Genomic DNA, 21,924 nt, shown 5'->3' with positions numbered 1-21,924 from the left:
ATCCGTCAGGCGGGCCCTGCGGGCCCCAGCGAGATCCCCAGCAGCAGCGCCCCGGTCGGCTCCGCCACGATGTCCGCCACCGTGATCGGGTCCAGTGAGGCGAAGAACACCTCCTGGGCCCGGCGCAGGGCGCCGCGCAGGCGGCAGGCGGAGTTCAGGGGGCAGGGGGTGGGGCCCTCGCAGTCGACGACGTCGCCGTCGCCCTCGAAGGCGCGCACCACGGCGCCCACCGACGCCGTGCGGCCCCGCTCGGTGAGCGTGAGGCCGCCGCCGCGGCCGCGGCGGGCGGCCAGCAGGCCCATGTGCTGGAGCTCGGCGACGACCTTCGCCAGGTGGGTGTACGGCACGTGCATGCCGGCGGCGACGTCCCGCGTCGTCGGACTCGACTCGCCGGCGACGGCGAGCCGCATCAGGACCCGCAGGGCCAGGTCGGTGGAGCGCAGCAGCCGCATGCCCGCAGCGTAGGTAATCGGTATCTCAGGTTCAAATAATCCGGATCCCGGGTTCGAACAGTCCGGATCCCGGGGTTCGAACAGTCCGGGGAAGCTGTCGGGCACCTGTCGGTGCCGTATCGATTCAGCCCATTCCCGCGGCCGCTCTACGAGGGGCCCGGTCTCCCCCATTACGATCAGCTCACCCGACCGTCCCACTTTCCCCACGAAGGACACCCCATGGGCTCCGCCAAGAAGAGCAACACGGACCGCAAGGCGCGGATAGAGGAGATGCGGCGCGCCGAGCAGGCCCGTGAGCGCCGCAACCGGATCCTCACCATCACGGCCAGTGTCGTGATCGTCTGCGGTCTCGTCGCCGGCGGTGTCGTGCTCGTGCGGTCCCAGTCCGACGGCGGCAGCGACACCGCGGCGAGCGACTCCTCGGCCAAGGGGAAGTTCCTCACGGGCAAGGACGGCGTGAAGACCTGGGAAGGCGAGCTGGCCCGCAACCACGTCAACAAGGCGGTGAAGTACGCCTCCGTGCCGCCGGTCGGCGGTGACCACAACCTGGCCTGGATGAACTGCAACGGCGACGTCTACACCAAGGAGATCAACAACACCAACGCCGTGCACTCGCTGGAGCACGGCGCGGTGTGGGTGACGCACAACGCCGACGCGAAGAAGGCCGACATCGACGCGCTCGCGGCGAAGGTGAAGAAGACGCCGTACACGCTGATGAGCCCGCTGGACGACCAGAAGGACCCGATCATGCTCTCGGCGTGGGGTCACCAGCGCACGGTGACGGGCGCGAGCGACCCGAACGTCGACAAGTTCTTCGAGAAGTTCGTCCAGGGCAAGCAGACGCCCGAGCCGGGCGCCGCCTGCACGAACGGCCTGTCGCAGTGAGGCAGGCCGGTCTGATCGCGGGGGCCGCGGCGACGGCGCTCGTCGCGGCCGGCGCGATCACCTACGCCGTCGCCGGGGACGACGGCAGCGGCCGGACCCCGTCCGCCGAGTCCGCGGACGCCGGGTTCGCCCGGGACATGGCGGTGCACCACCAGCAGGCCGTGGAGATGTCGTACATCGTGCGCGACCGCACCAAGGACGAGGAGGTGCGGCGCCTCGCGTACGACATCGCGCAGACGCAGGCCAACCAGCGTGGCATGATGATCGGCTGGCTCGACCTGTGGGGACTGCCCAAGGTGTCCTCGGAGCCGCCGATGACATGGATGGACATGGGCGACATGGCCTCCGGCAAGGACGGCGCGCTGATGCCGGGCATGGCGACCAACACGGAGCTGAAGAAGCTCGGCGAGCTCAGCGGCAAGCAGGCTGAGATCTTCTACCTCCAGCTGATGACGGACCACCACCGGGGCGGCGTCCACATGGCCCAGGGCTGTGTCGACAAGTGCACGGTGGGCGTGGAGAAGCGGCTCGCGCAGGGCATGGTGGACGCGCAGCGGTCGGAGATCGGCCTGATGGCGGACATGCTGAAGGAGCGGGGCGCCGCGCCGCGCTCGTAGGGCGTAAGCCCCAAATCGCCCTACCTTGCGGCTCCTTGGGCTCTTCTTGGCCTCCGTAGAGCGCTTCTTGGGGTGCGCATTCCCCCGGCATGAACGGTTCGTCGCGAGAGTGGCGACCGTCGAGTGATCCACTCGCGTCGAACCGCACAGGGGGCTCCATGAGATCCAACCGCGCCAAGGTGCGCGCCGGGCTGAGCATGGCGGCGACACTGCCGATGCTCGCCGGCGCGCTGGCGCTCGGCATACCCGCGGCGCACGCCGCCGACCACCCGCTGCGCGACCTGCTCGCCGGGACCAAGCCCGCGTGGGCCACGGCCAGGGCCGACAAGGGCGCCGCCTCCGACGGCGCCGGGGTGTCGGCCCGGGTCTATCTCCGGGGTCGCGACGCGGCCGGCCTCGCCGCGTACGCCCAGGCCGTCTCCGACCCGAAGTCGGCCTCGTACGGCAAGTACCTGACCGCAAAGCAGGCGCAGGCCCGCTTCGGCGCGACCAAGGCCCAGGTGGCGGCCGTGAAGTCCTGGCTGACGGCGGCCGGCCTGAAGGTCACCGGCGTCACGGCGCACTACGTCTCCGTCACCGGTGACGTGGCCGCCGCGGAGAAGGCGTTCGGCGCCCGGCTGCACGACTTCGCCAAGGGCTCGAAGACCTACCGCGCCCCGGCGAACACCGCCTCCGTGCCGGCGAGCCTGGCCGGCGCCGTGCTGACCGTCACCGGCCTGGACAACGCCCCGCACATGGTCACGCACGACGACCAACTGCCCCCGCCGGACACCGTGTTCCGCAATGCCGGGCCGTTCTCCTCGTACTACGGCTCGAACACCGCGAGCACGCTGCCGGACGCGTACGGCACGAAGATCCCGTACGTGGTCAAGGGCTACACCGGCAAGCAACTGCGGGCCGCCTACGGCGCGGGCACCCGCACCGGCAAGGGCGTCCGGGTCGCCATCACGGACGCGTACGCCTCGCCGACGATCGCCTACGACGCGGCCACCTACGCCGGCAAGCACGGCGACGCGGCCTGGAAGACCGGCCAGCTGCACCAGGTGCTGCCCAAGCAGTACACGGACACCAAGGCCTGCTCGGCCTCCGGCTGGTACGGCGAGGAGACCCTGGACGTCGAGGCCGTGCACGCGGTCGCGCCAGCCTCGGACGTCACCTACGTGGGCGCCACCTCCTGCAACGACGGAGACCTGCTCGACGCGCTCGCCAAGGTCGTCGACCACCACCTGGCCGACATCGTCTCCAACTCCTGGGGCGAGGTCGAGGCAGCGCAGACGCCCGACCTCGCGGCCGCCTACGACCAGGTCTTCCAGCTGGGCGCGGTCGAGGGCATCGGCTTCTACTTCTCCTCGGGCGACGACGGCGACGAGGTCGCCAACTCCGGGACGAAGCAGGTCGACTCCCCGGCCAACTCGGCGTGGGTGACCGCCGTCGGCGGCACCTCGCTCGCCGTCGGCAAGGACGACACGTACCTGTGGGAGACCGGCTGGGGCACCGACAAGGCGAACCTGTCGGCCGACGGCAAGAGCTGGACGGACTTCCCCGGCGCCTTCACCTCCGGCGCGGGCGGCGGCACCAGCAGGACGGTGGCGGAGCCCTCGTACCAGAAGGGCGTCGTGCCGGGCGCGCTGGCGAAGGCCAACAGCGCGGACGGCAACCGCGTCGTGCCGGACATCGCGGCGATCGCCGACCCGAACACCGGCTTCCTGGTCGGCCAGACGCAGACCCTGCCCGACGGCAGGACGCAGGCGTACGGCGAGTACCGCATCGGCGGCACCTCGCTCGCCGCGCCGACCATCGCAGCCATCCAGGCCCTGGCCCAGGAGGCCCGCGGCGGCACGCCGATCGGCTTCGCCAACCCGGCGATCTACGCGAAGGCCGGCTCGAAGGCCTACCACGACGTCACCGACGACCCGACGGGCTCCGGCCTGGCCGTGGCCCGCGTCGACTTCGTGAACGGCTACGACGCCACGGGCGGCCTGGCCACGTCCGTGCGCAGCCTGGGCAAGGACAGCTCGCTCACGGCCGTGAAGGGCTACGACGACGTCACCGGCGTGGGCACGCCCGCGAACGGTTACGTCGAGTCGTACCGGCGGCGCTGACTTCCGCCGGGTGACCTCCGCAAGGGGAACGGGGTGGTGTGGGGTGACCCACACCACCCCATTGCGTCGCTCTGACGATTACACTGGGCCCGTGCCTCAACTACGTCTCGCCCTGAACCAGATCGACTCGAGCGTCGGCGACCTCGCCGCGAACACCGAGTCGATCGTCCGCTGGACCCGGCACTCCGCCGAGCAGGGAGCGCACCTCGTGGCGTTCCCGGAGATGGCGCTGACCGGGTACCCCGTCGAGGACCTGGCCCTCAGGCCGTCCTTCGTGGAGGCCTCCCGGGCGGCGCTGCGGAGCCTTGCCGTCCGCCTGGCCGACGAGGGCTTCGGCGAGCTGCCGGTGATCGTCGGCTACCTCGACCGCTGCGCGACCGCCCAGCCGAAGTACGGCCAGCCGGCCGGCGCGCCGCAGAACGCGGGCGCGGTGCTGTACGGCGGCGAGGTGGTCCTGAACTTCGCCAAGCACCACCTGCCGAACTACGGCGTCTTCGACGAGTTCCGCTACTTCGTGCCCGGCGACAGCATGCCGGTCCTGCGCGTCCACGGCGTGGATGTCGCCCTGGCCATCTGCGAGGACCTCTGGCAGGACGGCGGCCGTGTCCCCGCGGCGCGCTCTGCGCGGGCGGGCCTGCTGGTCTCGATCAACGCCTCCCCCTACGAGCGCAACAAGGACGACACGCGCCTGGAGCTGGTCCGCAAGCGGGCCCAGGAGGCCGGCTGCACCACGGCGTACCTGGCCATGATCGGCGGCCAGGACGAGCTGGTGTTCGACGGCGACTCGATCGTCGTGGACAAGGACGGCGGGGTCGTGGCGCGGGCGCCGCAGTTCGCCGAGGGCTGCGTCGTCCTGGACCTGGACCTGCCGGCGGCGTCGGCGGACGCGCCGACGGCCCGCGGCGGAGTCGCCAATGGACAGCGTGTGGACGACGGCCTGCGCATCGACCGGGTGGTGCTGTCGGAGGAGCCCCTGGCACCGTACGAGCCCGAGCTCACCGGTGGCTACGCGGACCGCCTGGACGACGACGAGGAGGTCTACTCGGCACTGGTCGTGGGCCTGCGGGCGTACGTCGCGAAGAACGGCTTCAAGTCGGTCCTGATCGGCCTGTCGGGCGGCATCGACTCCTCGCTGGTCGCGGCGATCGCCTGCGACGCGGTGGGCGCGCAGAACGTCTACGGCGTCTCGATGCCGTCGAAGTACTCCTCGGACCACTCCAAGGACGACGCGGCGGAACTGGCCCGCCGCACCGGCCTGAACTACCGCACGGTCGCCATCGAGCCGATGTTCGACGCGTACATGGGCGCGCTGGGCCTGACGGGCCTGGCGGAGGAGAACCTCCAGTCCCGCCTGCGCGGCACGCTGCTCATGGCCGTCTCCAACCAGGAGGGCCACATCGTCCTGGCCCCCGGCAACAAGTCGGAACTGGCGGTCGGCTACTCCACGCTCTACGGCGACTCGGTCGGGGCGTACGGCCCCATCAAGGACGTCTACAAGACGTCGATCTTCCGCCTGGCCGAGTGGCGCAACCGGGCCGCCCGCGAGCGCGGCCAGACCCCGCCGATCCCCGAGAACTCCATCACCAAGCCCCCGAGCGCCGAGCTGCGCCCCGGCCAGGTCGACACGGACTCGCTCCCCGACTACCCGGTGCTGGACGCGATCCTCGACCTGTACGTCGACCAGGACCGGGGCGCCGACGAGATCGTCGCGGCCGGTTACGACCGGGCGCTGGTCACGAAGACCCTGCGCATGGTCGACACGGCCGAGTACAAGCGACGGCAGTACCCGCCGGGCACGAAGATCTCGGCGAAGGGCTTCGGAAAGGACCGGCGACTGCCGATCACGAACGGGTGGCGGGAGTCGGTCTGACAGTCTTTCGTGACGCCGTGTCGGTCAGGCAGCGCCCCGTCTCCGCGCCCGATAGGCCGCCGCCTTGACCCGGTTGCCGCACTCCTCCATCCCGCACCACGTGCGCCGCGCGCCCCGTGAGCGGTCGAGGTAGACGCGGGTGCAGTCGGGGCGGCCGCACTCCTTGAGAAAGGCGTGGGGGTCGGCGAGTACGGCGATGCCGCTTCGGGCCAGTTGGGAGAGTGCCGCGGGGAGGTCTCCCGACCTGTGCAGTCCCGCGTCGCTGAGCCTGATCGTGCACACCGGCCCGGCGGCCGTGTCGTTGACGACGTCCAGGCTGCCCGGGTCGAAGCGGCGGCCGAGCAGGCGGTCGAGAGCCAGTCGGTAGATCGCCTCCCGCAGCGACAGTGCGGATTCGAAGGCTGTCCTGTCGGCCGTCACCCGGTCCGGAAGCTCCTCGCATGCGGCCACCCACCGCTCGAGGTCCGCGGGCGCGGCCAGGAGGTCCACGGGGTCGGCTCGGCGTGACAGGACGGTGCCGGCGAGGTCGAGCGCCGCGTTGCCGCTCACGAACGTGAAGTCCACGTCACCATCTTGACCGGTGACGGGGCCGGTGACAACATCGTCACCTCCTCAGGTAGTGACGTGGGTGCCACGAAGGCGGGAGGACGCGTGACCGAGATCCGCGACATCGAGGTCGTCGTCTTCGACGTCCTCGGCACACTCGTGGACGAGTCCAGGGGGCTTCGAGCGGCGATTCGCGAAGCCGCACCCGCGTGCGACGCGGCGGCTGCCGACGACTTGCTCACCGTGTGGCAACAGCACTGCGAGCTGGAACAGCGACGCATCCGGCAAGGGTTGCGCGCATACGTCAACACCGAGACCATCGACGCGGAGGCCGCGCGGCGCGTGGCCGGCCGGGCCGGACTCTCCGACCCCGCGACCATCGCCCGGTTGGCCACGGCGGGTCGGCGGCTGCCGCCCTGGCCCGACTCCGTCGCCGGTCTCGAACGGCTCGCGCAGCGGTTTCCCCTGGTCGGGCTCTCCAACGCCGATCGCACGGCGCTGCTGCACCTCAACGCACACGCCGGGCTGCGCTGGCACCAGGCCCTGTCCGCCGAAGCCGTCCAGGCGTACAAGCCGGCGCCGGAGGTCTACCGGCTCGCCGTCGACGCCGCCGGATGTCCACCGGAACGCGTCCTCATGGTGGCCACCCACGCCTGGGACCTTCGCGGGGCGCAGGCGGTCGGCATGCGGACCGCCTATGTCGAGCGGCCGGTCGGGGATCCGCCGACGAGCGCCGATGCCTTCGACTGGCGGTTCGACGAACTCGACGGGCTGGTCAGCTCGCTGACCAGGGGTCAGGTAGCGTCGGGCTGACACCGACAGGGGGTTGGTCATGACGGAGCGTGGGGTTCCGGACCGTGTGGTGGTCGCGGAGCGCATGGCCGCCGAGGCGGGGTTCACGAAGAGCTGCATCCCCGAAGTGGGCCGGCTGCTCAGGCTGGCCGCCGCCGCCAAGCCCGGCGGGGTCGTCGCCGAGAGCGGCACCGGCTCGGGTGTGGGCACCGCCTGGCTGCACAGTGGCCTGGGGGCCGGTGCACGTCTCGTCACCGTGGAGCGGGACGAGGAGCTGGCCCGGCGAGCGGCCGGTGTCTTCGCGGACGACGACCGCGTCAGCGTGCTGACCGGTAACTGGCGGCTGCTCGAGCGGCACGCCCCGTTCGACGTCTTCTTCTGCGACGGCGGCGGCAAGCGGGACGACCCCGAACGGGTCGTCGAGCTGCTGGCACCCGGCGGCCTTCTCGTCCTGGACGACTTCACCCCGTCGGCCGACTGGCCACCCCGGTTCGAAGGCGAGGTGGACGAGCTCCGGCTCTTCTACCTCACCCACCCGAGCCTGGACGCCACCGAGGTCCTCACCACGCCCGCCAGTTCGGCGGTCGTCGCGGCACGCCGCGTCTGAAACCACGAGAGGTTCTGTGCCTCAGGGCACGGTTACGACGATCTTGCCGCGCGCGTGACCGGTGGCGCTCTCCTCATGCGCGGCGGCGATCCCGCAGCGAGAACACCCTGTGCACCGGGACGGTGAGGCGGCCTTCGTCGACGAGGGCGCGCGGCGTACGGCAGTCCTGACCAGCCGGGCTCCCCCACCCCGGTGCGGGAGAACCGTACTCCGTGGGCGGGCGGCGTCGAAGTCGGCGATCGTCACCACGCGGTGCGGGTCTGCGGCGATCACGGTCAGCCCGCGGGCCCGGGCCAGCTGCGCGGTCATCGTGCCGGCGCCGCCCGCCGCACCCTCGATCAGGAGGGTCATGCCCTCGGCGGCCCCGAGGGCGTCCAGCACCCGTGTGGCCGTCTCGACGTTGCCCGCGGCGCCGCCCGCCGCCTCGAAGGACCAGACCCGGGGCTTGTGAGCCCATGCCTCCAGCACCGCGTACCGGGCAGCGGCCCCGCCCAGCCGAGCCAGGGGGACGAGGCCGAACACCGCGTCTCCCAGGGCGGTGCCGGTCACCCCTGCGCCCACCTCGTCGACGACTCCGGCGGCGTCCACGCCGGGGATGTGGGGGGGGACCGCAGGGAGGCCATCTCCTTCAGCATCCCCGAGCGCAGGCACCAGTCGGCGGCACTGACAACCTCCGTATGTCCGGGAGAGGTTGAGGGAGAACCCCCTGGAACGGGCGTTGTCTTCCCCGTGCGCCGAAGTGAGAGACCTGCCTGCCGGGCCCTCTCGGTTGCCGTACGCACAGGGCGACGGTTCGCGGATACCCACCCGCGGACCGCCGCCCGAGTCACAGCGCCGGCGTACCGGCCCCGGTCAGCGGCGCACCGCTTCCGCCTCCTGCGGGACATGGCTCGCCACGACCCGCTCACGCCCGGCGGCCGGCGCACTGCGCCGGTCCACCGCGTAGGCCAGCGACGCAACGCCGAGGCCGAGCACGGCCAGGGCCGCGCCGGCCAGGGCCGGGGAGGTGACCCCGAAGCCCGCGGCCAGGGCGAGGCCGCCGATCCAGGCGCCGCCGGCGTTGGCCAGGTTGAAGGCGGCCTGGTTGGCGGAGGAGGCCAGGGACGGGGCCGACGCGGCCTTGTCCATGACCATCAGCTGGAGCGGGGAGCCGGTGGCGAAGGCCGCCATGCCGAGCAGGATCACGGCGACGGCGGCAGTGAGTTCCGTGCGCATCAGCAGCGGGAACAGCGCCAGCACCGCCACCAGAGCGCCCAGGCCGCCGAACAGGGTGCCCCGCAGGGAGTGGTCGGCCAGACGGCCGCCCAGCAGGTTGCCCGCGGTCGCGCCGACACCGAAGAGGGCCAGCAGCAGGGTGACGCTGGCGTCGGCGTAGCCGGCGGCGTCCGTGAGCATGGGCGTGATGTAGCTGTAGGCCGCGAAGAGGGCGCCGAAGCCCGCGACCGTCGTGCCGAGCGACAGCCAGACCGGGACGGAGCGCAGGGCGGCCAGTTCGCCGCGCAGGCCGCTGGCGGTGGCGTGCTCGTGGTCGTGCGGGATCAGGAACGCGAGCGCGGCGATCGCCGCCAGGCCGATGGCGCTGACGCCGAGGAAGGTCGCCCGCCAGCCGAGCTGCTGGCCCATGAGGGTCGCGACGGGCACACCCACGACGTTCGCGACCGTCAGGCCGAGGAACATCAGGGAGACCGAGCGCGCCTTGCGTTCGGGGGCGACCATGTTCGTCGCGACGACGGCGCCGACGCCGAAGAAGGCGCCGTGCGGCAGACCGCTCAGGAAACGGGCCGCCAACAGCCAGCCGTTGTCGGGGGCGAGGGCCGACAGCGCGTTGCCCGCGACGAACAGCCCCATCAGCCCGATCAGGACGGTGCGGCGGGACATCCGGGCGGTGACCGCGGCCAGCAGCGGGGCGCCGATGACGACGCCCAGCGCGTACGCCGACACCAGATGGCCGGCGCTGGGTATGGAGATGTTCAGGTCGTCCGCGACGTCGGGCAGCAGCCCCATCATCACGAACTCGGTCGTACCGATGCCGAAGGCGCCCACGGCGAGGGCGAGCAGGGCCAGGGGCATGAGGGAGCCTTTCGAGACTTACGGGAGTTCGTACTTCGTGACTTCGTATGTTCAAGTACGGAACAAAGTCTCGCAGGCCGACTATTCCGCGAGGCCTCCGGGAAGTGAAGCCGCGGTTGCCGGCCCTTGCCGAATAGGCGCTGAGCTGCGGTTTTCCTCAACCGCCTGTGGTGACACTCACACGGGCCGCGATGGGCAGATGGTCGCTGCCGGTCTGCGGGAGCGTCCACGAGCTCTCCGGCTTCAGGCCCCTGACCATGATCTGGTCGATGCGCGCCATCGGGAACGACGCCGGCCAGCTGAACCCGAAGCCGTTGCCGGCGGCGCCCTGCGTGGAGCGCATCTGGGAGGTGACGGCGTTGAGCGCGCGGTCGTTCATCGTGCCGTTCAGGTCGCCGAGCAGTACGACGTTCTCCAGCGGTTCGTGGGCGATGGCCTCGCCCAGGAAGTCGGCGCTCCGGTCGCGCTGCCGGGCCGTGAACCCGGCCTCCATCTTCACGCGTACGGACGGCAGGTGGGCGACGTAGACCGCGACCTGCCCGGCGGGGGCGGTCACGGTGGCGCGCATCGCCCGCGTCCAGCCCAGGTCGATGTCGACGGCCCGCACGCCGGTCAGCGGGTACTTGCTCCACACCCCGACCGTGCCCTGCACCGAGTGGTACGGGTACGTCGAGTCCAACGCCCGCTCGTACGTCGGGACCTCGGCCGCCGTCAGTTCCTCCAGGGCCACCACGTCCGCGCCGGAGGCGGCCACGTCACGGGCGGTGCCGGCCGGGTCGGGGTTGTCCGCGTTGACGTTGTGCGTGGCCACGGTGAGGTCCCCGCCGGTGGCGGTCTTGTCGCTGACCTGGCCGCCGAAGAGGTTCAGCCAGACCAGCGCCGGCAGCAGCACCGCGATCAGGGCGGTCGCGGACTTGCGGACCACGGCGAGGAGGAGCAGCACCGGGATGAAGAGGCCGAGCCAGGGCAGGAACGTCTCGACGAGGCTGCCCAGGTTGCCGATCGTGTTCGGGATGCGCGAGTGCAGCACCATGATCACGGCCAGCAGCACGGCGCACGCGGCCACGAAAATCCCGCGCCGCCAGATCTGCCGGTCCCCGCGCCAGTCGCCGAACAGCCGGCCGAACAGGCGCCGAAGCCGGTTTCCCCGGGGCTCGGGCCCCGAGCCGCCGCTGTCCGTCTCCGTCATGTACGCCTGCTGCTGCGCCATACCGTCGCCTCACTGCCTGCCGTGCACACCATCGCCCCCGTGTCTACGACCCTAGGGGATGATCCGTTCCGTTCCCGCCGTCCCTCGACGGCCGTACGGGGGCGAGGACGTACGAGCCCGCGGGACGAGTTCCGATCAGGCCCGGAGTAAGCGCCCTCTGTGACGAAACGCGCACACTAGGACCCGTGAACTGCGGAACTGATGGGGCGTAGGCCTTCGAGGAGCGTGTCGACGACCTGGGCGGCGAGGTCGTCGGGGAGGTCGGCGTCCGGGCGCAGGACGGAGCGCACGAGCACGGGGCCGATGAACATGTCGCTCAGCAGCTCGATGTCGACGTCGGTGCGCAGTTCGCCGTTCTCCTGCCCCCGGCGCAGGATCTCCAGGCCGAGCCGGCGGCGCGGGGCGAGGACGCTGGCCTCGTACGCCGCCCAGATCTTCGGGCTGCTCTTCATCTGGGCGTGCACGTTGGTCAGGATCGCCGAGGAGCGCTTGGCCAGGCCTCGCCGGCGCGCCTGTTCCAGCAGGGCCACGAGGTCGTCGCGCATGGAGGTGCCGGGGAGCGGGGGCCCGGGGGGCTCGGCGGCGCGCAGGACGTCGACGAAGAGTTCCTCCTTGCCGCTCCAGCGGCGGTAGATGGTGGCCTTGCCGACGCCGGCGGTCCGGGCGACGCGCTCGATGGACAGCTCCGCGAGGGGCACGCCGTCCTCCAGGAGCCTCATCACGCCCTCGATGATGGCGCGCTCGACGGCCTCGCTTCTGGGGCGGCCCCTCGGGGGGCCGTCTGGCCGGGAGTGCCGTTCGGCGAGGCTCACGTCGCTGCGTCCTTTCCTGGGCAGGATGGGGATGATTCTCGCGCAGTTCTACGACCGCGCGTCCGACAACTGCCTTTCCTCCTCGCCCTGCGAGGGCGCCGGCTGCCTGCCGGGCAGGAACAGCGCCACGACGGCCGCGCCGATCAGTGCGACGCCCGCTCCCCACAGGGCGGTGACGTGCATCGCGTGCAGGAACGCGTCGTAGGCCGGGGCGAGAAGGGCCTTGCCCTGCGGGCCCAGCTTCGCGGCGACGCCGAGGGTGGCCTCGATGGACTCCCCCGCGGTGTGCCGGACGGCCGGCGGCAGCCGGTCGAGCTTGTCCTCGATGCCCGTGCGGTACGCCGTCGACAGCACCGAACCGAGGACGGCTATGCCGAGGGCGCCGCCGACCTGCCGGAAGGTGTTGCTGAGGGCGGAGGCCGAGCCGGCCTTCTCGCGGGGCAGGGCCTGCATGATGACGACGCTGACCGGCGTCATGATGTGCGCCATGCCGGTGCCCATCAGGAAGAAGATCACTTCCAGGATCCAGATGGGCGTGTCGGCGTCCAGGGTGGCGAAGGCGGCCAGCATCGCGGCGACGACCAGCATTCCGGCGGTCGTGGTGGCCTTGTTGCCGAAGCGGTCGACCAGCAGCCGGGCGCGCGGCGCGAAGATCAGCTGGGCGGCGGCCAGCGGCAGCATCAGCAGACCGGTCTGCAGCGGCGAGTAGCCGCGCACGCTCTGCGTGTAGAAGACCGAGAAGAAGGTCACGCCCATCAGCGCGAAGAAGACCAGCGCGATGGCGGCGATGGCGCTCGAGAAGACCTTGTTCTTGAAGTACGTGACGTCGATGGACGGGTGGTCGGTGCGCTTCTCGAACACCACGAAGGCGACGAGCACGGCGAGACCGGCGCCGATCGTCGCCAGCACGGTGACGTCGGTGAAGTCGGCGAGCCGGCCGCCCTGGATGATGCCGTAGACGAGCAGCACCAGGCCGACGACGGACAGCACGACACCGACGGGGTCGAGGCGGCCGGGGCTCGGGTCGCGGGAGTCGGGCACCAGCCACAGCATCAGCGCGAGTGCGAGCAGCACGATCGGCACGTTGACGAGGAAGACCGAGCCCCACCAGAAGTGGTCGAGGAGGACGCCGCCGGTGATCGGGCCGATGGCGATGGCGAGGCCGACGCCGCCCGCCCAGATGCCGATGGCCTTCGGCTGCTCCTCGCGCTCGAAGACGTTCATCAGGACGGCGAGGGTGGCCGGCATGACGAACGCGGCGCCCAGGCCCATCACGGCGCGGAAGGCGATCAGCTCCCCCGGCGAGCCGGAGAAGGCCGCGAGCGCGGAGCCGGCGCCGAACACCGCGAGCCCGCCGAGCAGAACCTTCTTGCGGCCCAGCCGGTCGCCGAGCAGACCGGCGCTGAACAGCAGGCCCGCGAAGACGAGGGTGTAGGCGTTGATCGCCCACTCCAGCTCGCTCTGCGTGGCCCCCAGCCCGGTCGGGGCGGGCGTGGAGATCGTCTTCATGGCGACGTTCAGGATCGAGTTGTCGAGAACGACGATCAGCAGGCTCAGCATCAGCACGCCGAGGATCGCCCAGCGGCGCCGGTGCACCGCTTCCGGTACACGAGGTCCCGTGCGGGCGGCGCGGTCGGCAGGAGTAGTCATGCCGTCGAGCGTAGGGCCATTACGATACGAGACCGTCTCGTATTGGAACACTCTTACCGAGCCCTTACGTCCGCTGTGCTTCACGGCGCCCGCACTGGAACTCACAGGGGCTCCCCTAGCCCTGGATGACACGAGGTGCCACCATGGACGTGGTCCGGGGACGCCGTCAGGGCGCCTCGAGATGACGTGTGAGGAGCCGTGCAATGACGCAGCTTCCGGCTGCCCAGAGTGCTCAGAAGAAGTCCTCCGACAGCGGCAAGACGCTGTACGGAGGCAAGGGGACCCGCCGCATCACCGTGCGGGACATCGCCGCCGCCAAGGAGCGCGGCGAGAAGTGGCCCATGCTCACCGCGTACGACGCCATGACCGCGTCCGTCTTCGACGAGGCCGGGATCCCGGTCATGCTCGTCGGCGACTCGGCGGGCAACTGCCACCTCGGGTACGAGTCGACCGTGCCCGTCACCCTCGACGAGATGACCATGCTGTCGGCGGCGGTCGTACGGGGCACCTCGCGCGCCCTGATCGTCGGCGACCTGCCCTTCGGCTCCTACCAGGAGGGTCCCGTGCAGGCGCTGCGCTCGGCGACCCGGCTGGTGAAGGAGGCGGGCGTACAGGCCGTGAAGCTGGAGGGAGGCGAGCGGTCGCACGAGCAGATCCGGCTGCTCGTCGAGTCCGGCATCCCGGTCATGGCGCACATCGGCCTGACCCCGCAGTCCGTCAACTCGATGGGCTATCGCGTGCAGGGCCGCGGCGAGGAGGCGGCCCAGCAGTTGCTGCGAGACGCCAAGGCCGTGCAGGACGCGGGCGCGTTCGCCGTGGTGCTGGAGCTGGTTCCGGCGGAGCTGGCGGCCGAGGTGACACGGGTGCTGCACATTCCGACCGTCGGGATCGGGGCCGGCCCGCAGACCGACGCGCAGGTGCTGGTGTGGACCGACATGCTGGGTCTGACCGGTGGGCGTGTGCCGAAGTTCGTGAAGCAGTACGCCGATCTGCGTGCGGTCATGGGCGACGCGGCGAAGGCGTTCGCCGAGGACGTCGTCGGCGGAACGTTCCCGCAGGAGGAGCACTCCGTCCACTAGAGCCACTGCGGTACCACGGGCAGCCCGCCGATCGTCCCCCGTCGGCGGGCTGCCGCGTTCTGTCGGCGCCTCGAAGACCCCTGTCGGTGATCTGTCGGTCGTTTGTCGGTGGCGGCTGACACCGTCAGCGGCATGACGCGAATCGACAAGAACACCGGCGGCGCCGCTGTGACCGTGCGGGGGCTGGTGAAGCACTACGGCGAGACCAAGGCACTGGACGGGGTCGACCTGGATGTGCGGGAGGGCACCGTCATGGGGGTGCTCGGGCCGAACGGGGCCGGGAAGACGACCCTCGTACGGATCCTGTCCACCCTGCTCGCTCCCGACACGGGCCGGGCCACCGTCGCCGGCTACGACGTCGTACGGCAGCCCCGGCAGCTGCGGCGGGTGATCGGGCTCACGGGACAGTACGCCTCCGTGGACGAGAAGCTCTCGGGCTGGGAGAACCTGTACATGATCGGGCGGCTGCTCGACCTGTCCCGTAAGGAGGCCCGCAGGCGGGCCGACGAGTTGCTGGAGCGCTTCTCGCTGACCGAGGCGGCCAAGCGGCCGGCGGCGACGTACTCCGGGGGCATGCGGCGGCGGCTGGACCTGGCCGCGTCCATGATCGGGGCACCGGCCGTGCTCTTCCTGGACGAGCCGACCACCGGGCTCGACCCGCGCACCCGCAACGAGGTGTGGGACGAGGTGAAGCGCATGGTCGGCGACGGGGTCACCGTGCTGCTCACCACCCAGTACATGGAGGAGGCCGAGCAGCTCGCCTCGGAGCTGACGGTCGTCGACCGCGGCCAGGTCATCGCGGGCGGTGCCATCGAGGACCTGAAGGCGAAGGTCGGCGGCCGGGCGCTGCGGATCCGCCCGGCCGATCCGACGCAGCTGCGGCCGCTGGCCGCCGCGCTGGACGAGCTGGGGATCACCGGGCTCGCCACCACGACCGTGGACACCGACCGGGGTGACGTCCTGGTGCCGATCCTCAGCGACGAGCAGTTGACCGCCGTGGTCGGCGCGGTCACCTCGCGCGGCATCACGCTCTCCTCCATCACCACCGAACTGCCCAGCCTGGACGAGGTGTTCCTGTCCCTCACCGGCCACCGTGCCAGTGCCCCGCAGGACGCCGTGCCCGCCGAAGACCTTCAGGAGGCCGCCGTATGAGCGCCGTCACCATCCACGACGCCGAGGCGGACGCCCGTATCCCGCTGCGTGGCCATCTGCGTCACACCGGTGCCCTGATCCGCCGCAACCTGCTGTGGATCCGCAAGGACCCGGAGTCGATGGCCGACGCGCTGCTGATGCCGGTGATCTTCACCCTGCTGTTCGTGTTCGTCTTCGGCGGCTCGATCGGGCAGGCGCTGGGCGGCGGGCAGGACCGGTATGTGCAGTACGTGATCCCCGGCATGATCGCGATGATGAGCATGACGCTGTCCCAGGGCGTCGGCACCGGCTTCAGCCAGGACTTCAACTCCGGTGTCATGGACCGCTTCCGGTCCCTGCCGATCGGGCGCGGTTCGGTGCTGTTCGCGAAGATATCGGTGGAGCTGCTGCGGATGCTGTTCGCGACCGCCGTGCTGATGATCGTGGCCGTCGCGGTGGGGTTCGAGATCACCAACTGGCCGGGGCTGTTCGCGACCGTGGCCCTGTCCACGGCGTTCGCCTCGTCGATCATGTGGGTGTTCCTCACCCTGGGCGTGATCCTGAAGAACGCGCAGTCCGTGCAGGCGATGGGCTTCCTGGTGCTGTTCCCGCTCCAGTTCGGCTCGTCGATCTTCGCGCCGACGACGTCGATGCCGGGCTGGCTGCAGGCGTTCACCGACTACAACCCGCTGTCGACGCTGGCGGACGCCGCGCGCGGGCTGATGGTGGGCGGGCCGGTCGCGCACGACCTGTGGGTGACGCTCGGCTGGTCGGTGGCGATCACGGCGGTGATGGCGCCCATCGCGATCCACAAGTTCCGCACCAAGAGCTGACCGGGCGGGACGGGTTCGCCTCAGAGCAGGGCGGTGGCCTCCTCGGGGGAGAGGTCACCGCCTTCCGCGTACGCGGACTCGTACGCCGTGTCGCCGAGCACCGCCCGCACCCGCCGCTCCGCCTGCTCGCGCGCCTCGCGCTCCTGCCGCGCGGCGACGTGCCCGGACGGCAGCAGGGCGTCGGCGGCGCCGATGAAGCGGGCCGCGTCCCGGGCCCGGTGCCCGCCGTCGAGGCAGGCCAGGGACCCGGCGCCGAAGATCAGGTACACCGCGCGCATATGGGGTGTGATGGCCACCGAGAGCGGATCGGCGGCCCGCTCCAGCGCCCTGCGGATCAGGTCCAGGCACTCCTCGTGACGCCCCTCCGTGGCGTCCAGCCAGGCCTCCGTGCCGAGGATGAACGCGTCGAAGACGATGAAGTGGGCGATACGGAAGTCCTGGCGCAGCCGCCGCAGTTGCTCGCGCGCCTCGGGGACGCGGCCGGTCATGCCGAGCCAGGTGGCCAGGAACAGGCGGGCGGCGGGCATGGCCTCGCTGTGCGAGTCCTCGCGCTCGGCGATCACCTCGCGCAGCAGCCGCTCGCCGCGTTCGCCCTCGCCCGCCTCCAGCAGCGCGCTGCCCAGCCGGGCGGCGAGGACGGCCGCCTGGGCGCGGGCGCCGACGCGTTCGGCGTGTGCGATGGCCGCCTCGTAGTCGGCGGCGGCCAGGGAGTAGGCGCCCTTGCGTTCATGGGCCTCGGCGCGCGCCGAGAGGGCCTCGGCGGTGCCCCAGGCGTCACCGAGGCGCTGGTAGATCTCCAGCGACTCGTCGGCGTCGCGGGCGGCGTCGCCCGCCCAGTCGGTGCGGTTGGCGCGGAAGTTGGCCCGCATCTGGAGGCCGGAGGCCAGCTCCCAGTCGAAGCCCGGGGTCTCCCGGCAGGTGCGGATGGACGTGTCCATGATGACGCGCAGCCGCTCCATGTCGCCGGTCAGCATCACGGCGAAGAACCAGAGCAGGCCGGGCAGCCAGCAGTTCTGCGGCAGGCCGGGCTCGTAGGTCAGGGAGATGGTCCGCAGCTTCTGCTGGGAGCGCGGGTTCTGCCAGGCGTCCAGTTCGGTGTCCATACAGGCGAGATGGGCCAGATGGACACCGCGCCGGGCCTCCCACAGGACCTCTCCGGTCATCGGGGGCGGGGCGTCGGTGCAGCGCTGCCAGACCGGGGCGGCGCGGCGGACGGGCTCGGTGAAGGGGTCGGGGCCGAGGGCCATGACCTCGCGGCACCAGTTGCGGGCCTCGATGCGCAGGTCGCGCATCTGCCAGTACCAGACGAGGGACAGCGTCAGGCACAGCGCCTCCTGCTCGTCGCGCAGGGCGACGGCGTGGCGCAGGGCGGTGCGCAGGTTCTCGTACTCCCGCTCCAGCCGGCGGATCGCGGCGAACTGGTCCGGGCCGCGCAGCAACGGGTCGGTGGTGCGGGCGAGTTCGCGGAAGTACGTCAGGTGGGCGCGCTCGGCGTCGGCGCGCTGTCCGGACTCCTCCAGCCGCTCGGCGGCGTACTCGGCGACGGTCTCCAGCAGCCGGTAGCGCATCTCCCCGTCACCCGACTCCCCGGGCGGCGTGGCCACGACCAGGGAGCGGTCGACGAGGGAGCCGAGCGCCTCCAGGGCGACCGGTCCGCACACCGCCTCGGCGGCGGGCAGGTCGCAGCCGCCCGCGAACACCGACAGCCGCCGCAGGACGTCCCGTTCGTCCTCGTCGAGCAGGTCCCAGGACCAGTCGACGACGGCTCTGAGGGTCTGCTGGCGGGGCAGGACGGTGCGGCTGCCGGAGGTGAGGAGACGGAAGCGGTCGTCGAGCCGGTCGGCGATCTGGCGGGGGGTGAGCATCCGCAGCCGGGCGGCGGCCAGTTCGATGGCCAGCGGCAGACCGTCGAGGCGCCGGCAGATCTCCGCGCACGCCTCGGGATCGTCCTCGGTCCGGAAGCCGGGCCGGGCCGCCGCGCCCCGGTCGGCGAGCAGCCGCAGCGCGACCGGCTCGGGCAGTGGCTCCACGGGCCGCAGCAACTCCCCCGGCACGCCGAGGGGTTCCCGGCTGGTGGCGAGGACGGTCAGGCCGGGGCAGCGCTCCAGCAGTTCCTCGGCGAGCCGGGCGGCGGCGTCGGCGACGTGCTCGCAGTTGTCGAGGATCAGCAGCATGCCGGGGCTGGAGCAGTGTTCGGCGAGCCGCTCGACGGGGTCGTCGAGCCGGTCGGCGACGGCGGCCCGGATGCCCTCGGCGCCGGCGCCGTACAGCACGGTCTCGCGGGCGCCGACGGCGGTGAGCACGGCCTCCGGTACGGCGGCGGGGTCGTCGACCGGGGCGAGCTCGGCCAGCCACACACCGCCCGGCATGGCGTGCCGTACGGTCTCGGCGGCCTCCTGCGACAGCCGTGTCTTGCCGGCCCCGCCGGGTCCGAGCAGCGTCACCAGGCGGGCGGCGGTGAGATCGCCCCGGATGGTCTCGATGTCGCTCTCGCGGCCGATGAAGGAGGTGAGCCGGGCGCGCAGGTTGCCGCCGGCCGGGGCGTGCGCGCCGGGCGCGGACACGGGGCTGTCGTCTCCCGGCTTCAGTAACTCCGCGTGCAGTAAGCGCAGTTCCGGTCCCGGGTCGGCCCCGAGCCGGTCGGCGAGCAGCCGCCGCACGTCCTCGTAGGCGTCCAGCGCCTCCGCCGTGCGGCCGGCGTCGCGCAGGGCGCGCAGGCGCAGGGCCTGGAGGGGCTCGTCCAGGGGGTGGCTGTCGCACAGGGCGGTCAGTTCCGGCAGGGACTGCTCGGCGTGACCGAGGGCGAGGGCGGCGCTGTGCCGGGCGCGCAGCACGTCCAGGCGGCGGGTGTCCCGGCGGGCCGCCTCGGCGGCGCGGTCGGGGAGGTCGGCGAGGGCCGGGCCGCGCCACAGGGCGAGGGCGTCGTCCAGGACCACGGCCGCCTTGGCGGGGTCGCCGTCGGCCAGGGCCTGCAGCCCTTCGCCGGCCAGCCGCTCGAACCGGTGCAGGTCGATGTCGTCGGGCGCGGCCGTGAGCCGGTACCCGCCCTCGGCGGAGGCGACCGCGTCCGCCCCGAGCGCCCGCCGCAACCGCCCGACCAGCGCCTGTAGCGCCCCCGGGGCGTCGGCGGGCGGCTCACCGCCCCACACCTCGTCGACGAGCAGCCCCACGGGCACGGTACGGCCGGCCCGCAGGGCCAGCACGGTCAGCAGCGCACGCAGCCGCGCCCCGCCCACCGGGACGACCGTGCCGTCGGTGCGGAGCGCCTGCGTGGTGCCGAGAATGCGGTAGCGCACGGGGACCATTGTCCCCGCTACGCCGAGAGCCGGTCACGGAGTTCGGCGGCGCGGCGGGCGGCACGGGACCGGCCGATGCCCCCGCACCCCGGAACCGACCGCCCCGCGCGAGACGTTTTCCCCCTGCGCCCGGTACCGTCGGGCCGTCCCATCGCGTGTTCGAGACTGCAGGGAGTCCCATGACCACCGCCACCAGCCGCCACAGTGAGCGGCGGATCAGTCCCGTCTTCGTCGGGATTCTGGCCGTGACGGCGGTCACGGGATGGGCGACCTGGACCGGGTTCGCGCAGCAGCCCGGCGTCGCCGTGTTCCTCTTCGTGACGGCGGCCTGGATCGTCTCGCTGTGCCTGCACGAGTACGCGCACGCGCGCACCGCCCTGCACAGCGGCGACATCTCGGTCGGCGCGAAGGGCTACCTCACGCTGAACCCGCTGAAGTACACGCACGCGCTGCTCAGCATCGTCCTCCCGGTGATCTTCGTGATCATGGGCGGGATCGGGCTGCCCGGCGGCGCGGTGTTCATCGAGCGGGGGCGGATCCGGGGCCGCTGGAAGCACAGTCTGATCTCGGCCGCCGGCCCGCTGACGAACGTGCTGTTCGCCATCGTCTGCACGGCCCCGTTCTGGCTGGACGCGCTGGACGGCGTGCCGAGCGACTTCCGGTTCGCCCTGGCCTTCCTCGCGCTGCTCCAGGTGACGGCCGCGCTGCTGAACTTCCTGCCGGTGCCGGGCCTGGACGGCTACGGCGTCATCGAGCCCTGGCTGTCGTACGGCATCCGGCGGCAGGTGGAGCCGTTCGCGCCGTTCGGCCTGCTGTTCGTGTTCGCGCTGCTGTGGCTGCCGGCGGTCAACGGCGTGTTCTTCGACGTGGTCGACTCGATCCTGAAGTCCCTCGGGATCAGCGACTTGGAGACCTACTGCGGGCAGGAGCTGTACCGCTTCTGGCAGGGCTCGAACGAGTTCTGCTCGGCCGCTCCCTGACGGGTCAGCCCGTGACCGACTTCTGTGCCTTGCCGCGCTTCACGTAGTACCAGCACATGTTGGACGACAGGCCCGCCAGCAGCACCCAGACGATCCCCAGCCAGCTGCCCTCCATGAAGGAGACCACGGCCGCGGCCACGGCGAGGAGGCAGACGATCAGGGCATAGAGGGCGAGGCGGGGCATTCGGTCGACTCCTGTCGGGGGACACTGCGGGCACTGCTGGTGCCCTCCAGTGTCCCCCATGCCGTCACACGTCCGTGACGCGGAGCCCCGCGTGCGCCTTGTACCGGCGGTTCACCGAGATCAGGTTCGCCACCAGCGACTCCACCTGGTGGGCGTTGCGCAGCCGCCCGGCGAAGATGCCGCGCATGCCGGGGATGCGTCCGGCGAGGGCCTGCACGATCTCGACGTCGGCACGGACCTCGCCGAGCACCATCACGTCGGTGTCGATCTCGTCGATCTCCGGGTCCTGGAGCAGCACGGCCGACAGGTGGTGGAAGGCGGCCGTGACCCGGGAGTCCGGCAGCAGGGCGGCGGCCTGCTCGGCGGCGCTGCCCTCCTCGGGCACAAGCGCGTAGGCGCCCTTCTTGTCGAAGCCGAGCGGGTTGACGCAGTCGACGACGAGCTTGCCGGCCAGTTCCTCGCGCAGGGACTCCAGCGTCTTGCCGTGGCCGTCCCACGGCACGGCGACGATCACGATGTCGCTGCGGCGCGCGGTCTCGGCGTTGTCGGCGCCCTCGACGCCGTGTCCGAGTTCCTCCGCGGCGGCCTGGGCACGGTCGGCCGCCCGCGAGCCGATGATCACCTTCTGCCCGGCCTTGGCGAGCCGGTAAGCGAGGCCCTTGCCCTGCGGCCCGGTCCCGCCGAGCACCCCGACGACGAGTCCGGAGACGTCGGGCAGGTCCCAGGGGTCCTTGGCGGGGGCCTTCTGGGCGTTGTCGGTGGCAGCACTGTCGGTAGAGGTCATGGCCCCGACTCTACGTCCGCCGCG

Annotated in this window: 19 protein-coding genes and 1 pseudogene; 10 read left to right on the top strand and 10 right to left on the bottom strand. The window is 71.8% G+C overall.

The window, feature by feature from the left end:
- Nucleotides 1–5 precede the first annotated feature (5 nt).
- Complete coding sequence (locus ACIBNA_RS35720) at nt 6–452, bottom strand: RrF2 family transcriptional regulator (protein ID WP_399169344.1); 447 nt, start codon at nt 450–452, stop codon at nt 6–8.
- Between the two features lie 219 nt (nt 453–671).
- Between ACIBNA_RS35720 and ACIBNA_RS35715 the strand changes: the two genes are divergently transcribed.
- The 4 genes from ACIBNA_RS35715 (at nt 672) to ACIBNA_RS35700 (ending at nt 5,926) form a co-directional block, all read left to right on the top strand.
- Nucleotides 672–1,337: a DUF3105 domain-containing protein gene (locus ACIBNA_RS35715; protein ID WP_399169343.1), complete on the top strand. Its 666-nt coding sequence runs from the start codon at nt 672–674 to the stop codon at nt 1,335–1,337.
- Nucleotides 1,334–1,954 carry a DUF305 domain-containing protein gene (locus tag ACIBNA_RS35710; RefSeq protein WP_399169342.1) on the top strand — a complete coding sequence of 207 codons (621 nt, stop codon included), beginning with the start codon at nt 1,334–1,336 and terminating at the stop codon, nt 1,952–1,954. Before ACIBNA_RS35715 ends, ACIBNA_RS35710 begins: the two co-directional genes overlap by 4 nt.
- A 158-nt stretch (nt 1,955–2,112) precedes the next feature.
- On the top strand, nt 2,113–4,056 hold the full coding sequence (locus ACIBNA_RS35705) for a protease pro-enzyme activation domain-containing protein (RefSeq protein WP_399169341.1): 1,944 nt from the start codon (nt 2,113–2,115) through the stop codon (nt 4,054–4,056).
- Between the two features lie 91 nt (nt 4,057–4,147).
- Complete coding sequence (locus tag ACIBNA_RS35700; protein WP_399169340.1) at nt 4,148–5,926, top strand: NAD+ synthase; 1,779 nt, start codon at nt 4,148–4,150, stop codon at nt 5,924–5,926.
- Nucleotides 5,927–5,950: 24 nt separating this feature from the next.
- Here ACIBNA_RS35700 and ACIBNA_RS35695 read toward each other — a convergent pair whose 3' ends face one another.
- Nucleotides 5,951–6,490 (bottom strand): CGNR zinc finger domain-containing protein, encoded by a 540-nt coding sequence (locus ACIBNA_RS35695; protein ID WP_399169339.1) that lies wholly within the window; start codon nt 6,488–6,490, stop codon nt 5,951–5,953.
- An 87-nt stretch (nt 6,491–6,577) separates the two neighbouring features.
- Between ACIBNA_RS35695 and ACIBNA_RS35690 the strand changes: the two genes are divergently transcribed.
- Both ACIBNA_RS35690 and ACIBNA_RS35685 read left to right on the top strand, forming a co-directional pair.
- Nucleotides 6,578–7,285 carry a haloacid dehalogenase type II gene (locus ACIBNA_RS35690; RefSeq protein ID WP_399169338.1) on the top strand — a complete coding sequence of 236 codons (708 nt, stop codon included), beginning with the start codon at nt 6,578–6,580 and terminating at the stop codon, nt 7,283–7,285.
- Nucleotides 7,286–7,304: 19 nt separating this feature from the next.
- On the top strand, nt 7,305–7,871 hold the full coding sequence (locus ACIBNA_RS35685; protein ID WP_399169337.1) for an O-methyltransferase: 567 nt from the start codon (nt 7,305–7,307) through the stop codon (nt 7,869–7,871).
- Between the two features lie 21 nt (nt 7,872–7,892).
- Here the strand turns inward: ACIBNA_RS35685 and ACIBNA_RS35680 are convergent.
- The 5 genes and pseudogenes from ACIBNA_RS35680 to ACIBNA_RS35660 form a co-directional block, all read right to left on the bottom strand.
- Nucleotides 7,893–8,575: pseudogene (locus ACIBNA_RS35680) on the bottom strand (zinc-binding dehydrogenase); the annotation flags it as partial.
- 148 nt (nt 8,576–8,723) lie between these two features.
- Nucleotides 8,724–9,941, bottom strand: coding sequence for an MFS transporter (locus tag ACIBNA_RS35675; protein ID WP_399169336.1), 1,218 nt, complete (start codon nt 9,939–9,941; stop codon nt 8,724–8,726).
- Between the two features lie 157 nt (nt 9,942–10,098).
- On the bottom strand, nt 10,099–11,151 hold the full coding sequence (locus ACIBNA_RS35670; protein ID WP_399169335.1) for an endonuclease/exonuclease/phosphatase family protein: 1,053 nt from the start codon (nt 11,149–11,151) through the stop codon (nt 10,099–10,101).
- Nucleotides 11,152–11,327: 176 nt separating this feature from the next.
- Nucleotides 11,328–11,963, bottom strand: coding sequence for a TetR/AcrR family transcriptional regulator (locus tag ACIBNA_RS35665; protein ID WP_399169333.1), 636 nt, complete (start codon nt 11,961–11,963; stop codon nt 11,328–11,330).
- A gap of 48 nt (nt 11,964–12,011) precedes the next feature.
- On the bottom strand, nt 12,012–13,613 hold the full coding sequence (locus tag ACIBNA_RS35660) for an MFS transporter (protein ID WP_399169332.1): 1,602 nt from the start codon (nt 13,611–13,613) through the stop codon (nt 12,012–12,014).
- A gap of 203 nt (nt 13,614–13,816) precedes the next feature.
- Between ACIBNA_RS35660 and panB the strand changes: the two genes are divergently transcribed.
- From panB to ACIBNA_RS35645, 3 genes are all read left to right on the top strand, one after another.
- Nucleotides 13,817–14,692 (top strand): 3-methyl-2-oxobutanoate hydroxymethyltransferase, encoded by an 876-nt coding sequence (panB, locus tag ACIBNA_RS35655; RefSeq protein ID WP_399169331.1) that lies wholly within the window; start codon nt 13,817–13,819, stop codon nt 14,690–14,692.
- Between the two features lie 132 nt (nt 14,693–14,824).
- Entirely contained in the window at nt 14,825–15,844 is a 1,020-nt protein-coding gene (locus tag ACIBNA_RS35650; protein WP_399169330.1) for an ATP-binding cassette domain-containing protein, read from the top strand.
- The gene (locus ACIBNA_RS35645; RefSeq protein ID WP_399169328.1) at nt 15,841–16,656 is read left to right on the top strand and encodes an ABC transporter permease; all 816 of its coding nucleotides are present in this window, start codon (nt 15,841–15,843) and stop codon (nt 16,654–16,656) included. The genes ACIBNA_RS35650 and ACIBNA_RS35645 overlap by 4 nt, the downstream gene beginning before the upstream one ends.
- Before the next feature lie 20 nt (nt 16,657–16,676).
- Here the strand turns inward: ACIBNA_RS35645 and ACIBNA_RS35640 are convergent, their stop codons facing one another.
- The gene (locus tag ACIBNA_RS35640; protein WP_399169327.1) at nt 16,677–19,961 is read right to left on the bottom strand and encodes a BTAD domain-containing putative transcriptional regulator; all 3,285 of its coding nucleotides are present in this window, start codon (nt 19,959–19,961) and stop codon (nt 16,677–16,679) included.
- 170 nt (nt 19,962–20,131) lie between these two features.
- Here ACIBNA_RS35640 and ACIBNA_RS35635 point away from each other — a divergent pair, with 170 nt between their 5' ends.
- Entirely contained in the window at nt 20,132–20,932 is an 801-nt protein-coding gene (locus ACIBNA_RS35635) for a site-2 protease family protein (protein WP_274815834.1), read from the top strand.
- A gap of 4 nt (nt 20,933–20,936) precedes the next feature.
- On the opposite strand, the gene ACIBNA_RS35630 is transcribed toward ACIBNA_RS35635, so the two are convergent.
- Nucleotides 20,937–21,176, bottom strand: a complete 240-nt coding sequence (locus ACIBNA_RS35630; RefSeq protein WP_399169326.1) for a hypothetical protein — start codon at nt 21,174–21,176, stop codon at nt 20,937–20,939.
- 4 nt (nt 21,177–21,180) lie between these two features.
- Nucleotides 21,181–21,900, bottom strand: a complete 720-nt coding sequence (npdG, locus tag ACIBNA_RS35625) for an NADPH-dependent F420 reductase (RefSeq protein ID WP_399169325.1) — start codon at nt 21,898–21,900, stop codon at nt 21,181–21,183.
- Nucleotides 21,901–21,924 lie beyond the last annotated feature (24 nt).

The sequence above is a fragment of the Streptomyces sp. NPDC050164 genome (assembly GCF_044459945.1).
In the GTDB taxonomy this organism is placed as follows: Bacteria; Actinomycetota; Actinomycetes; order Streptomycetales; family Streptomycetaceae; genus Streptomyces; species Streptomyces coeruleorubidus_A.
This window is presented reverse-complemented; position numbering and strand designations above follow the sequence as displayed.